Origin of the sequence: Bradyrhizobium sp. 195 (assembly GCF_023101665.1) — a bacterium.
Taxonomy (GTDB): Bacteria; Pseudomonadota; Alphaproteobacteria; order Rhizobiales; family Xanthobacteraceae; genus Bradyrhizobium.
Genome location: NZ_CP082161.1, coordinates 604,004 through 617,676, shown reverse-complemented (window position 1 = coordinate 617,676; position 13,673 = coordinate 604,004). Strand labels below are relative to the sequence as shown.

15 protein-coding genes are annotated in these 13,673 nt (G+C 64.5%); 5 read left to right on the top strand and 10 right to left on the bottom strand.

Annotation, left to right across the window (positions count from 1 at the left end):
* The first annotated feature begins 86 nt into the window (after positions 1-86).
* On the top strand, positions 87-1,109 hold the full coding sequence (locus tag IVB26_RS02840) for an LLM class flavin-dependent oxidoreductase (protein ID WP_247970522.1): 1,023 nt from the start codon (positions 87-89) through the stop codon (positions 1,107-1,109).
* 177 nt (positions 1,110-1,286) lie between these two features.
* Here the strand turns inward: IVB26_RS02840 and IVB26_RS02835 are convergent, their stop codons facing one another.
* The 3 genes from IVB26_RS02835 to IVB26_RS02825 form a co-directional block, all read right to left on the bottom strand.
* Entirely contained in the window at positions 1,287-2,621 is a 1,335-nt protein-coding gene (locus tag IVB26_RS02835) for an aminotransferase class V-fold PLP-dependent enzyme (protein WP_247970521.1), read from the bottom strand.
* A 95-nt stretch (positions 2,622-2,716) separates the two neighbouring features.
* A complete protein-coding gene (locus IVB26_RS02830; RefSeq protein WP_247970520.1) occupies positions 2,717-2,875 on the bottom strand; it encodes a hypothetical protein in 159 nt (52 codons plus the stop codon).
* Positions 2,876-3,102: 227 nt separating this feature from the next.
* Entirely contained in the window at positions 3,103-3,294 is a 192-nt protein-coding gene (locus IVB26_RS02825) for a hypothetical protein (protein WP_247970519.1), read from the bottom strand.
* A 21-nt stretch (positions 3,295-3,315) separates the two neighbouring features.
* On the opposite strand from IVB26_RS02825, the gene IVB26_RS02820 reads away from it, so the two are divergent.
* The 4 genes from IVB26_RS02820 to IVB26_RS02805 all read left to right on the top strand — a co-directional run bounded on the left by IVB26_RS02820 (position 3,316) and on the right by IVB26_RS02805 (position 5,748).
* Entirely contained in the window at positions 3,316-3,660 is a 345-nt protein-coding gene (locus IVB26_RS02820) for a DUF1236 domain-containing protein (RefSeq protein ID WP_246922203.1), read from the top strand.
* A 705-nt stretch (positions 3,661-4,365) separates the two neighbouring features.
* Positions 4,366-4,884, top strand: a complete 519-nt coding sequence (locus IVB26_RS02815; protein ID WP_247319303.1) for a hypothetical protein — start codon at positions 4,366-4,368, stop codon at positions 4,882-4,884.
* A 60-nt stretch (positions 4,885-4,944) separates the two neighbouring features.
* Entirely contained in the window at positions 4,945-5,298 is a 354-nt protein-coding gene (locus tag IVB26_RS02810) for a hypothetical protein (protein WP_247970518.1), read from the top strand.
* Positions 5,299-5,319: 21 nt separating this feature from the next.
* A complete protein-coding gene (locus IVB26_RS02805; protein WP_247970517.1) occupies positions 5,320-5,748 on the top strand; it encodes a hypothetical protein in 429 nt (142 codons plus the stop codon).
* Between the two features lie 53 nt (positions 5,749-5,801).
* On the opposite strand, the gene IVB26_RS02800 is transcribed toward IVB26_RS02805, so the two are convergent.
* The 7 genes from IVB26_RS02800 to IVB26_RS02770 all read right to left on the bottom strand — a co-directional run bounded on the left by IVB26_RS02800 (position 5,802) and on the right by IVB26_RS02770 (position 13,544).
* On the bottom strand, positions 5,802-6,260 hold the full coding sequence (locus IVB26_RS02800; protein ID WP_247970516.1) for a hypothetical protein: 459 nt from the start codon (positions 6,258-6,260) through the stop codon (positions 5,802-5,804).
* Positions 6,261-6,270: 10 nt separating this feature from the next.
* Positions 6,271-6,489 (bottom strand): hypothetical protein, encoded by a 219-nt coding sequence (locus IVB26_RS02795; protein WP_247970515.1) that lies wholly within the window; start codon positions 6,487-6,489, stop codon positions 6,271-6,273.
* A 108-nt stretch (positions 6,490-6,597) separates the two neighbouring features.
* Complete coding sequence (locus IVB26_RS02790; protein WP_247970514.1) at positions 6,598-8,157, bottom strand: hypothetical protein; 1,560 nt, start codon at positions 8,155-8,157, stop codon at positions 6,598-6,600.
* An 85-nt stretch (positions 8,158-8,242) separates the two neighbouring features.
* Complete coding sequence (locus IVB26_RS02785) at positions 8,243-9,379, bottom strand: glycoside hydrolase family 5 protein (RefSeq protein ID WP_247970513.1); 1,137 nt, start codon at positions 9,377-9,379, stop codon at positions 8,243-8,245.
* A 2-nt stretch (positions 9,380-9,381) separates the two neighbouring features.
* Positions 9,382-11,559 carry a GumC family protein gene (locus IVB26_RS02780; protein ID WP_247970512.1) on the bottom strand — a complete coding sequence of 726 codons (2,178 nt, stop codon included), beginning with the start codon at positions 11,557-11,559 and terminating at the stop codon, positions 9,382-9,384.
* A 262-nt stretch (positions 11,560-11,821) separates the two neighbouring features.
* On the bottom strand, positions 11,822-12,865 hold the full coding sequence (locus tag IVB26_RS02775; RefSeq protein ID WP_247970511.1) for a zinc-binding dehydrogenase: 1,044 nt from the start codon (positions 12,863-12,865) through the stop codon (positions 11,822-11,824).
* Positions 12,866-12,878: 13 nt separating this feature from the next.
* Entirely contained in the window at positions 12,879-13,544 is a 666-nt protein-coding gene (locus IVB26_RS02770) for a class I SAM-dependent methyltransferase (RefSeq protein ID WP_247970510.1), read from the bottom strand.
* Between the last annotated feature and the right edge of the window lie 129 nt (positions 13,545-13,673).

The window sequence follows — 13,673 nt, the reverse complement described above, 5'->3', positions numbered from 1 at the left end:
GAGGCGCTTACGGGCACACGCCTTGCCGCCATCTTTCCTCCGGTCGACGTCTCGCAAACTGTTCCGATCATCCATATCTTGCCCTCATGAAAAAGATCGGATTCCTCTCCTTCGGACACTGGACGCCCTCGCCGCAATCGCAGACCCGCTCTGCTCGCGATACGCTGCTGCAATCGATCGAGCTTGCGGTCGCGGCGGAACAGCTAGGCGCCGACGGCGCCTATTTCCGCGTGCATCATTTCGCGCGCCAGCTGGCTTCGCCCTTTCCGTTGCTCGCCGCCGTCGGCGCCAGGACAAGCACGATCGAGATCGGCACCGCCGTGATCGACATGCGCTACGAGAACCCGCTCTACATGGTGGAGGACGCCGGCAGCGCCGACCTCATCGCCGGCGGCCGGCTTCAGCTCGGCATCAGCCGCGGCTCGCCCGAGCAGGTGATCGATGGCTGGCGCTATTTCGGCTATCGTCCGGCTGACGGCCAGAGCGACGCCGACATGGGCCGGCGGCATGCGGAGGTCTTCCTCGACCTGCTCCGCGGCGAAGGTTTTGCCGAACCCAATCCGCAGCCGATGTTTCCGAACCCGCCGGGACTGCTGCGCATCGAGCCGCATGCGCAGGGCCTGCGCGAGCGGATCTGGTGGGGCGCCGGCTCGAACGCCACCGCGGTGTGGGCGGCCAGGCTCGGCATGAATCTGCAGAGCTCGACGCTGAAGAACGACGAGACGGGCGAGGCTTTTCACGTGCAGCAGGCCGCGCAGATCCGTAGCTACCGCGCGGCGTGGAAAGAGGCCGGCCACACCCGTGAGCCCCGGGTGTCCGTCAGCCGCAGCATCTTCGCACTGATGAACGATCGCGACCGCGCCTATTTCGGCGGAGAGCGCGGCGGCGAAGACCAGATCGGCTTCATCGATCCGCAGACCCGGGCGATCTTCGGCCGGAGTTATGCGGCCGAGCCGGATGTGCTGATCGAGCAGCTTCGCCAGGACGAGGCCATCGCCGAGGCCGATACGTTGCTGTTGACGATCCCGAACCAGCTCGGCGTCGCCTATTGCGCGCATGCGATCGAGGCGATTTTGACGCATGTTGCGCCTTCGCTTGGGTGGCGTTGAGGCGGTTGGCGAGACGCCTTCGGCCACGACGTCGCACATGATATCTTGAGCAGCCTGAGCGCGCGCCTCGTCCTTGTTCGAGACGACCGCGGAGCCTGTCATCGGGCCGCGCTTTGCGCGGAGCCGGTGGCGGTCTCCTCAAGGATGAGGCTAAGCGGCGCCGGTGAGCGCGCAGCTTCACCCCGTCTTCGTACCGGTGACGATCGCCAGCGCCTCGACGAGGCGGTCGAGATCGGCCTCGTCGGTGAACAGCGCCGGCGTCACGCGGATGCACTGGCCCTTGGCGACGCCGGTCCGGCGCACCGTCATGACCTTGTGGCTGTCCCTCAGCTTCACCACGATGGCCTCGTTGTCGACCTTGCTGGTCTTGCCGGCGAGGCGGAACGACGTGATCGCGCCGTAGGAGCCGGCTTCGTCCGGCGTCAAAATCTCGATGTCCTTGAATCCGCGGACGCGGCTCACCCAATAGTCGCGCAAATGGCGCAGGCGGGCCTGCTTTGCCGCGGCGCCGATCTGCTGATGCAGCGCCACGGCCGTCGGCACCGTCAGCACCGTCGCGAAATTGACCGTGCCGGTATGCACCCGCGAGCGGATGTCGCTCTCGGCAAAATCCTCGTCGCCCATGTCACGATCGATGGCCGCGAGGCGGTCCTTCCTGATGTAGAGGAAGCCGACGCCGAGCGGGGCGCCGATCCATTTGTGCAGATTGAAGCCGACGAAATCAGCCTCGAGCTCACTCACCTTGAAGTCGATCTGCCCCCAGGAATGCGCGGCGTCGACGATGGTGTCGATGCCCTTGGCCTTCGCCATGCGGGCGATCTCGGCGACCGGCATCACCAAGCCGGTGCGGTGGCTGACATGGGTCAGCAGCAGAAGTCTCGTCTTCGGGTTCGCCTCGATGGCGCGGGCATAGGCGTCGAGCACCGCCTGGCGCGTGGCGGGCTCCGGCACGTCGAACTTGACCACGTCGACGCCGCGGCGCGCCCTGAGCGCATTCATCGCATACTGCATCGAATCATAGTCGAGGTCGGCATAGAGCACGCCGTCGCCGGGCTTCAGCCTGTTGTAGCCGCCGATGAGGTGCTGCAACGCTTCGGTGGCGCCGCGGGTGAGCGCGATCTCCTCGACCCCCGCGCCGACCGCCTCCGCCACCTTGACGCGCACGGCCTCGAAATCCGCACCCGCGCGCTGCCGCGCGTAGTAGGTGTTCTGATAATTGATCATGTCGGACTGGCGAATGAACTCGCGCCGCACGGGTTCAGTCATGATGCCCCAATAGCCGTTCTCGAAATTGACGACGTCTGACGTCACGGCATAGAGCCGCTTGACCTCCGCCCAATAGGCCTTGTCGGTGGCGATCGCGGCGGCCGCTCCGGTCGGCTGTGGCGGAAGACCTTCGGCCGCCAGACCCTCGGCTGCCATGGCCGGTGCCGCCAGCGACGTGACGGCGGCGGCCGCGAGAGCTTTCAGGATCGACCGGCGGTCGGACGAGTTCATCTCAGTCAGATGCATATCAGCCTCCACAATGCGCGGCGAAGGAAGCAGCGATCAATAGAGCGCGAATGACAAAGCGGTGACGGTTCGATGATGACGGGTTCAGCGCGATCTCACAGCAAGGCGGCGTTGGCGGCCTGCCGGTAGATCATCGTGGCTACGAGGGAAAGCAGCAGGCCCGCGCCCGCGAAGATCAGCAGCACCTTCAGAGTCTCGACGTCGAAATTGGTTCGTGTCGCGCGGGATATTGCCCTTGCCAGTGCAGCCATCATCGCCAGCTCCGAACTGGGCCGCGCGGTGGCGAGGCCTTGGTTCATCTAGCGTCAATGGGCACGTTTGCGTGTGAAGGAGATTACATTGAGCTTGCGACCGCATCGAAAGCGAGCTGCCGCAACCGACCGGAAATCGTGAACGCCGCCGCGCGTTCGTTGGTTTAACCGCACGAACTTCCAGGCCAGGCCGATTGCGGACCCCAGACGGAAACTGGGGCCCGTTGCATTCAGTGCATGTGGCCGATGAGATAGATGCCGCCGCCGAGGACGACGATTGCGGGCACGGCCCAGAGAATCAAGACAGGCATTTTCCTCTCCTCCAGTTGCATTGCGCCCCGGACAAGAACGGGAAATATCGGCAAACGTTCCGGCGGTTGCGGAACGGTCAGCCTGATCGCGAGTTCATCGCTGCGCCGCATGCAGCGGCGAAGGAGAACGCGATGAAGAAGTTCATGCTGATTTCAGCCGCCGCCCTGCTCGTGTCAACGAGCGCGATGGCGCAGTCCACCGTCGTCACCACCACCGGTGCGGGCCATGGCGCTGCCGTGCAGATCGAGCCGGAGTATCGCACCCGGATTCGGTCTTACGTCACCGAGCATAAGGTTCGTCCGGTCGAAACGCGCGAAAAGATCGTGATCGGCTCGCCGGTTCCGCGCGACGTCGAGCTCGCGACGGTGCCGAGCGATTGGGGCCCTTCGCTTACCAAGTATCGCTACGTCTATTCGGGCAGCCGCGTCATGCTGGTCGATCCCGAGACCCGCATGGTCGTCCAAGAGGTGGACTGATCGCAACGCATGGCGGGCTGTCGCCTGGCGGCCCGCCCCTGCAATGGCCCTTGGCTCGTCTATCGGTAGCGCCTGATGCCCATCATTCGATATTTTCTTTTTGCAGGCGCATTCGTCATGGCGCTACTCTTCGTACTCGACCGCAATCTGCCGCCGCTTGCGACGGCGTCTGCGGCCCCGGATGTCGATCGAACGATCATTCGAATCCGTTCCGCCCACGCTCTCCCTGAAAAGATCATCCTGGACACATCGACCGGCATTGCCGCTGCGGCAGCCTCGCCGCTGATTGCCGCCGAGGCGCCAAGCCATGCCTTGAGCGACGCGTTGGCAATGGCCGAAACACCGAAGGCGGAGACGAAAACTGCGCCTGCAGTTCGACACGGCGCGACGCGCGCAGCCGGTCTCCGCTCAAATCGCACAGCGCGCTCGGCGTCCTCGCGTCGACTCTTCGAGCGCCCGGTGATGGTCGGGGCATTCTGAGAGCTGCCGGCATCGCGTGATTGCGACGCAAGAGGCGACAAGCTTCGTGCAGATGAATAACGGATGAATGGATGCGATGTGCGTTGCGCGTTGCGCGCGCGGAACTTCGCGTCAGGCGTGAAGAGAACGCGTCAACGTGTCCGACCTAAGGAACGTTCGGGCGGTTGCCAATTTATCCCGTGCCTGATCGGGCGCTTTGTTTTGAAAACCAATGGAGGAACGGACATGAGGATCCTGAAGCTTTCTGCGGCTGCGGCCGCGCTGCTGGCCGGCACGGCGCTCGCCGTTGCGCAATCGAGCTCGACGGTCGGCACCGGCGGTTCTTCGGCCGGCGGCGGCACGAGCAACTCGACGGTCGGTACCGGCGGCTCCTCGGCTGGCGGCAGCGGCTCGGGCTCTGCCTCGACGCTCGGCACCGGCGGCTCGTCGGCAGGCGGCGGCACCAGCAGCTCGAGCGTGGGCACGGGCGGTTCGGCGGCCGGCAGCGGCTCGGGTAGCGGCTCGGCTTCGACGCTCGGCACTGGTGGCTCATCCGCGGGCGGCGGCAAGAGCTCGTCCAGCGTCGGCACCGGCGGCTCTGCGGCAGGTTCGGGCTCCAACTCTGCATCGACGCTCGGCACGGGCGGCTCGTCAGCCGGTGACGGCAAGAGCGGCTCGACCGTCGGCGCGGCCGGCTCGTCTGCGGGTCATGCCAGCGACAGAGGCATGGAAAAAGGCAAGGGCCACCACAAGGACAAGAATTGATGCCTTGAACGAGGAGCGGCAGCGATGCCGCTCCTTCGTCTTTGTCGGAGGAGAACTCGCATGAACAGATCAATCATTGCGATCGCAGCGTTGGCCCTGATGGGTGGCGCGGCTCAGGCAGCAACCATGGAAAAGACCGGCAAGAATGCATCGGGCCAGACCTGCAAGGTCACGGTCGAAAAACATGCCGACGGCAGCATTACCGCGGCCGGCGCATCGGGGTCCGGCACGACCGGATCGACGTCGTCGAGCGGTTCGCTTTCGAGCTCGAGCTCGGCAGGCGGATCATCGGTGCATGTGCAGGCGGGCGGCGGCAACGTCTCGAGCTCGTCGTCGACGGCGGGCGGGCCTGGCTCCACCAGCGCCAGCACCATCACCGTCAACGGCTGCACGATCTCGACGTCGTCGCCCTGAATTCACAGAGAGGATTGAGACATGAGAACTCTACTCACGACCTCGGCGGTCGCGCTTCTGCTTGCTGCCGCCTCGCCAGTTGTCGCACAGAAGAGCATGACAGGAGGCAGCGGCGGCTCGGCCGCAGCCGGCGGCACCTCCGCTTCCACGGTCGGGACGGGCGGCACGTCCACGTCACCGACGGGCAGCACCGGCTCGTCGATCGCGGCCGGCGGAAGCGCCGCAGCCGCCGACGGCAAGGCCCGGACCGGCGTCAGCATGAACAAGGGCAACGGCCCGGTGATGAATTCCAACGCCCGTGCGCAGGCCCATGAGGGCGGCACGTTCAGCCGCTCGCACACGCGCACCAAGGTCAAGGCCGGTGAAGAGGTCGGTTCGACCACCAAGACGATGTCGCATGTGCCGGGTTCGAAGCCGTCCATGTCGACCACGTCAACGACGGCGCGCTAATCCTCACGACCTGCTGCCCGGCTTAGCCGGGCAGCTTTTCTCCGTGGTCTGGTTCAGCCGCCCCTCAGGCTGTGGCTGATCCGCGTGACAAGCCGATCCCATTGCCGCTTCTCGGCCGCGGGATAATTGACCAGCACGCAGTGCACGTAGCCCCGCGAGAAATTGCAGCGGTCGTACCAGATTGTGCCGCGCTTGATGCTGGAAACCACGAAGAAATCGGGTGCGATGCGCTTGTAGATGATCCCGGACGGGGGATTCTTCCTGGCCAGGAATTCAGCCGGCGAAAGACCCTGCCGGTTGGCAACGGCCTGGACGGTGAGATCGGCCCTGCCGTCGGACGTGCGAAATTGCTGGCCGTAGCCGTCGGGCTTGCCGGCCGTCTCCGTGAAAACCGAGACGGGAACGTCGACTGAGGTCCCTGACTCCGGAATCCGGTAGCTGGTCCAGCTGTCGGCCCGGGCAACGGACAAGGTGGCAGACAGCGCAACGGCGGCAACAATGATCGTCTTCATGCGGGCCTCATCATTTGCGCGGCGCCAGTTGCAGCTCCATCAGGGCGATCCGCTGCAAAGTCGCGACGTTGCGCTCGCCTGCACCAGCCGTGCGCAGAATGGATTCGGCGAGGGCGTTGACGTGCGAAGAGTGCACGGGCTCCGGCAACGTGGCAACCGCGGCTTCCAAAGCGGTGGTCATGAGCTCGACCACCTCAGGGGAGAACTCGGTGTTGGAAAGGTTCTTCATGGCGTGCGTCGGCCTCTGCGGGCCGCTGTTCAACGCCGGGAAAAAGTGGAAGTTCCTGGATGGGCGCGCGACTGAGAGCCGCATCGGGACCTTTGGCGTTCCGCCGGCCTACGTCACGGGCTGGTACCGCGTCAGCTGCTCGAACTCGGCCTCCTCGCGGGCGACAGCCTGCACTCTCACATGGCTGCCGATGACGAGGCCCGTGAGCGACAGCATGAGTCCGAGCGCCAGCGGCGCGAACAAGGCCTCTTCCTGAAACAATCCGTTGAGCAGCACGACCATGACGCCGAAGCCGGCGAGACCCTGCGTCAGATATCCTGACGACGCGTATAGCCGCCAGGCCTTGAGCGCCATCGCGAGATAGAAGGCAAGCGGCACGAAGGCGGCGATGCCCATCTGGTAGAGCAGCACGCCGATCGCGCTTTCGACCGCGCCATCGATCGTCCCGGCCGCCTGCGCGGCACTCCAGTCGATGGAAAAATAGCTGTCCGACAAATTGCCGCCGACGCCGAGGCCGCGGCCGAACGGTCTCTCCAAGAATCCGTTCAGGCCGCCCATGAGGCCGATGACGTGATAGTCGCCGATCTGCAGGCCGACACGGATCGCCAGAATCGCAAAGGCGATCAGGCCGAGGAAGCCGAGCAACAGCGTCACCACCGCGCCGAGCAGCCGGGTCGAGACCCAGGCCGCGACCACGAAGACCACGACGATCAGCGCTCCCTTCACGCTGCAGAACACCAGGAGCGGCAACGCCGCAAGCGCCAGGAGCGGACGTCCCACCGAGAACAGGAACAGGCCGAGAAAGCCGATCCCGTAGGCGAAGCTGATCGGGTGCATGTTCGGACCGTGGATGCGCAGCATCTTCGACAGGCCGAACCCTTCGAGCAGGGGCGTGTTCAGGAAGTCGAAGCTGAAACGATCCTTGAGGGTGACCGGCACGTTGCCGGTGGCCCGCATCTCGGCTTCCCAGACGCCCGAATGGGTCGCCTTGAGCTCGTCGAAACCCCAGAACGTATAGCCGTTGGTGATGGCCAGCCAGACATCGCGGAAGGCGAGCTCGATATAGCCGCAACAGACGAGGATGACCGCGAGCGTCACCAGGAACGGCGTGATGCGGACCTCATAGGTCGCGGCCGTCAGCAGCGCCAGCTGAAACAGGAACAGCGGCAGCACGATGTTGCGGAGGTAGACCGCCGCCGGCTGTCCGTTCTGGCTGAAGCCGATCGCGAAATACAGCGACACCACCGCGAGTGTGATCACACCCCAGCGCATGATCTGATTCACTTCAGCCGACTGGCTTCTCCGGCCCAGCACGTAAAGGCCGAACGTTGCCAGCCACATCACGGAGCAGACGAGGAAATTGTAGCCCTTGATGAAGTCGAGATCTGACGGCAGCGGAACCAGCGGCGACAGGATCGAGACGAACAGGTTCTGGAAGAACAGAACGAAGATCGCGATAGCCGGCGCATAGGTCGGAACGCTAACGACAATGGCGATGCCGACGAGCACCTCGACGACAATGCCCAGAGCCGGATTGGCGAGATGCAGGATCGGCGCAAAGCCGATCGCCGCCACGGCGATGCAGAACGTCGCGACCAGCTCGTGCCAGACAGGCGACGATGGCCCGGCCTGCACGGTCTGAACCTGAGGTGAGGACCCGGCGCTCATTGATCGTCCTTTGGCATCGCGCGTCGAGCACGATAGCGGGGCGATGTGTAAGGATTCGTTAACGATAGCGGAACGCGATGAGAGGTCAGCGCCGGCCGGACCGTGGCGCGCCGAGCAGCGCCCGCATCACGTCGGGATCGGGCTTGCCGGTGTTGCGGTCGACGAGGCCAAAACCCTGCGCCAGTTCCCAATGCGCCCAGCCCCAGCAATGGTCGCGGGCATAAGCGGTGACTTCCGCCAGCCAGCGCATCCGGCTCTCTCTGGGAGCGCCGGCTTTCAACACGCCGAATTCGTTGACGATGATCGGTCGCGCAAACTGCTGCTGCCATTGAAGCGCGGGCGCGAGCCAGCGATCGGCGCCCGGCCTGTCCTTGGCGGCGGCAATCGCTACGTCGAGCATGCTGAGCGTCCTGGTTGCGCCCCGATCCTGCAAATCCTGGCGCAGCGCCCGAACCTTGGGATCGCCGGCGTTGATCGGATAAGGCAGATCGATGATGTCGTGCAGCGGATCCTGTGCATCCCAGTGGGCCTGATGGGTGAACACCATCGGATCATAGAAGTGAATGGCATAGACGATGTCGGGATCCGGCAGCGGCCGGAACCTTGGCAGCGAGTCCGCACGCTGCCAATTGACCGGACCGACAACGAGGGTTGTCTTGGGAAGCAATCCGCGCACGAAGACGGCGAGCGCCTCGACCTCGGTTTGCCATTTGTCGGCGTCGACGTCGGGCTCGTTGAGCAACTCGGCGAAGATGCGATCGGCCGGATAGGAGCGGATGACCTCCGCAAGACCGCTCCAGGCCTCCTGCATCTGACGCAGCGCCGCGTCCGGATCCTCCTTGTGCAGGCGATTGAAGCGCTCGCCGGGATGAAGATCGACGGACGTGGAATAGCCGAGCGCGGTGAGCTGCTTCAGCGCCTGGTCGAGCACGCGCAGCGTCTCGTCGCGCTCAGCCTTCGCAGCGAAACGAGGCATCACGCGCTCTGCCGGCACCGGCAGGCGAACATGGCTCATTCCCGCCCTGCGCAGCTGATGCAGCAGTTCACGACTCGGGGCCGCGCCGTTGATCCAGCCATCGGCATTGAAGCCACGGGACAGCGAGGCAAGCCGATCCGGCGCGACCGTCTGGGGCACGGGCACGCAATCGCCGGCGAAGACCGGCGAGCCTGACGAGATCGACAGCAAGATCGCCGCGACCAGCAAACGACCGCGCGACGTCATGGTCAAACCGCAAGGCCCAATGCGTCACCCTCGGGGTGCGGCGCCTGCGAGCCTGCAGGCGCATGATTGACGACCAGACCTGTCGGCACGGCCTCGTAGCGCGACAGCGCCGCGGTCACCCGGCGCATCGCCGCCGAGCCAAGCTCGCCGGCGCGCGCCACCAGGACGATGAGGTCCGCGTGCGCCGCCAGCGCGATGGCGTCGGGCTGCAAGGCGAGATTGCCGGCATGGACGATGATCAGATCGAACTCCGAGCGAATATCGTCCTCAGGACTCGCATCCGCCTTTCGGCCGGCACTGAGGAGCTCGTCGATCGACTGCAGTCCCGCCGTCGTCGAGCCGTCATTCCATTCGGTCACCGGAGGCTGGTGACCTGCGAATTCCCCCTGCAGCCGGATCAATACGCTCATCATGCCGCGCGTCACGGCGGCGCGATTCAGGGAGCGCGCAACGGTGTTGCCGCCGGCACTCTTGCCGACCGACAACACGAGCGCGACCTTGCAGCCGCGCACCGGCACGCGATCGATCCGCTCGAGCAGCGGCCGCAGATAGGCACCGAGATCGAGCTCGGCCGTGGCCGCAATCGGTCTTTGCCAGACAGTGTTGGTGTTGGCTCCAGATGAAAGATCGGGGATGCGGGCCCAGACAGGAAGGCGCGGCATTGTCTCGGGCCGACCCACGGCAGCGGCCGGAAGTTGGACTTGAGGCTGGACTTGAGGCTGGACTTGGGCCTGGACTTGCCGACCCTGCGTGTCCGCCGCCGCGGCATGCACGGGAGCTTCGATGGGCGCAGACTGGTCGGACATGCTCGTCATCACCGCAATTGCGGCGGTCGACGTCAGCAGCGATCCGATCGCCAGCGCCGCCAGCAGCAAAGCGAGCGGCGGGCGCGTCGAGCGCAGCGGCGGGATGGCGGGCGAAGCAATCTTGGTCTGGGATGCCTGCAGCTGACGCTGCTCGTTGGTGGTCTTGAACCGCGACAGGAACTGCTCGTAGATATTCCTGTTAGCGTCGGCGTCGCGCTGCAGCTCCTGCAGCTTCACCAGCGCCTGCCCGTCGACCAGCATCTGCGTCTCGACCGCCTTGAGCTGCTTTTCCAGCGCGTTCTGCTGCTCCAGCTGGGCTTCATATTCGGACTTGGCGGTATCAATGTTCTTCTTCCGCTCGACCTCGATCTGCCGGTTGATGTCGGCCAGCTGGCTGTAGGAGATCGCGAGGTCGGGATGGCGCTCGCCGTACACGGCCTTCTTCTGCGCAATCTGGTCATTCAGGGTCGAGCGCTGCGCCCGCAGCATGCTCAGCAGGTCCTGCTTCACCGGTCCTTCGACATTGGCCTTGAGATCGCGCTGCACCTGCTCGTAGCGCGCCTTGGCTTCCTCGGTGCGCAGACGTGCGGCGGAGACCTGCTGATTGAGATCGGTCACCCGCAATTGCTGGGTGGTCGAATCCTTGCCGGCATTGAGGATCTTGTGCTCGAGCCTGAAGGCGGCGACGGCGTCTTCCGAGGCGCGCAGGCGCTCGTTCAATGTCTTCAGCCGGTCCTTGAGCCAATCGGCGGCCTCATCCGTGGCCTCGGTGCGGACGCGGCCCTGGCTGGCGACGAACGCCTCGGCGATGGCGTTGGCATAGTAAGCGGCCCGCTCGGGGCGGTTGGAGGTGAACGAAACCGCAATGACGTAGGTGAGCCCGCGGCGCGTGATCTCGAGGCGGCTGCGGAATTTTTCGAGCAGGCGCGTCATGTCGGTATGACCACCCGCGATATCATCGTCTTCAGCGATCTTGAGCTGCTCGATCAGGGGGCGGAGAAAGCCGTCCGATTTGGCGATCTCGATCTGGCTCTGAAGCGCCGCGGCGTCCTGGCCGATGCCCGGCAAGACGTCCTGCTCCGTGGTGACACGCAGCTCCCGGGGATCGAGCACGACCAGCGCCGTCGCCGCGTACCGGACCGGCAGAACCATGAGAACGATGACGCCGAGGGCGAATAGCGCCAATGCCAGCGTCAGAATGCGCCGGCCGTTCTCGCGCAGGAAAGAGAGGGCTCCGGAGACGGTCAGCGATCCCTTGATCAGGGTCGGCGCGGCACCATCGGGTTTCGTCCGCGCAGCCCGCGGCGCTTCCCACGAAGCCGCTGGCTCCGTCGGGGCGATGCTTCGCGGAGATGGGCGGCTACCGAACGCCATGGGCTCGACTCGAAATCAACTGACAGTCACAGTTCAGAGGCTTTCGACACCGTAAATATCCATGGTTAACCGGCGGTTACGGCCGGCGCGAAGCCGTCATGACGCGCTGCCTGGCCACGCGGGCAGCAGCGGCGCTATTGCAGATGCCCCGAAAGGCCTGCGAACGGCCTCCTTTCTGGTTGAAAAGAACGGCTTGGATGGTCTGCGCGCCGGACTTGCGGTGCCGGCGGCCTCGACCAGGCTTGCGACTTGGTCGCCGCGCTCAGCTGATGTTCAGCAGAATTCGGCCCGATGTGCCGCTGCGCATCAGGTCCAACGCGTCATTGACGCCGTCAAGCGCGAACTCGTGGGTCACGATCCCGCGGTAGCTCACCTTGCCGGCATCGCTCAGCCGAACGAGACGCGGGATATCGCGGGCCGGCTGGCATTGCCCGCCTTCCGAGCCCTTCAGCACCTTCTCGAAGTGGAGCGGCAGCGTGTAGATTTCGGCCTTCTCGCGGGGAACGCCGACGAGGATGCAGCGGCCATTCTTCGCCGTGATCTCGTAGGCGAGCTCGATCAGATTCTTGACGCCGGTGGTTTCGACGACCTTGTCGGGCCCCTCAGTGCCCGTGATCGACCGAACCTCGGCAGCCACATCCTTGACCGCTTCGGAGTTGATGGTGTGGGTGGCGCCGAACTGCCTCGCCATCTCGAGCTTGTTGTCGAGGCGGTCGATCGCAATGACGGGATAGGCGCCCACCATCGCGGCAAATTGCACGATGTTCAATCCGACGCCGCCAACGCCGAACACGACGACGGCCTCGCCGATGGCGATTTGCGCATCGTTGTTGACGACACCGAGCGCGGTCGTCACCGCGCAGCCGAGCAGCGGCGCGCTGGTGCGGTCGATCGAGGCCGGAACGGGCGTGACGCGATTCTCGGACACCACGGCGTAGTCGTTGAAGGTGGTGACCCAGCCCGCATTGAGGCGCTTGCCGCGCCAGGAATAGGCCGGTGTATTGGACTGAATGCCCTTGCCCGGCCGCCAATGCATGACGACGGTGTCACCCTGCTTGCAGGAGACGACACCGGGCCCGGTCTCGACGATGGTTGCCAGCGCTTCGTGTCCCAGGAGGTGCGGCAGGAACTTGTCGACGCCTTTGACGGCGTCGATCTCGTTGATCTGCGCGCCGCAGATGCTCGACGTGTGCACGTGCGCGAGCACCTGGCCGTGCTCGAGCCGATCCGGCAACGTGAACTCGTCGACGATCAGCGGCTTGCCCGATTCGACGAGAATGGCCGCCTTGGCAGTCTTGATGTCCATGAGGAGCGCCCGATCACTCGAAATAGATGAATTCGTAATCGCCGGTGTAGCCGAGCTTACCGTACAGCCAGATCCATTCCGACGTGTGCAGGATGGACTCCGCCGTCAGCGCCCAGCATTCGAGGTTGTGCAGCTCAGTGACGTTCCGATAGCCCTCGACCATGACGTATTTGTTCTTGCCGACCCTCTCGACCTGCTTGAGCGCCGCCTCGAGTTCATACAATCGGAGATTGTGCAGGGTACCGAGCGAGATGACGAGATCGAAACTGTCGTCGCCATAGGGATAGATGTCCTGGGCACGATAGTTGAAGAGGTACGGCTTCACCTGCTCGTGCGCATTTTCGAGACCATGCTTGGAGATGTCGAAGCCGACGACCTTCAAACCCGGCAGGATCTTCTGCATCTCGTACAGCAGAAAGCCCTTGCCGCAACCGACGTCGAGCACGCTGGACCCATTCTTCAGACCATAGGTCTCGATCAGCGCCTTGGCGACCGGCGCCCAGCGCCCCTCGATGAAGCGGTAGCCGCCATAGCCGAAGCGGCGGTCGCCATCCCAATAATCGGCCTCGTATTCCCGCGCCTTCAGCGAGCAGCCGATCTTGTCGTCGTTCATGCGGCCCATGTAGTCGCGCTTGGTCGCCGTATGCAGTGGCGTCACGATATTCAGGAGTCGTCCCATTCAGCCCTCGGATTCCAATGCGCGTTGCGATTGTCGCGACCGGCCATGAGCCTTGAGTCGCGACTTCCGAGTCGTTCTAGCATTGGTGGTCGAGATCATCATTGCTGCAGATCAATGATGTGGGAATCT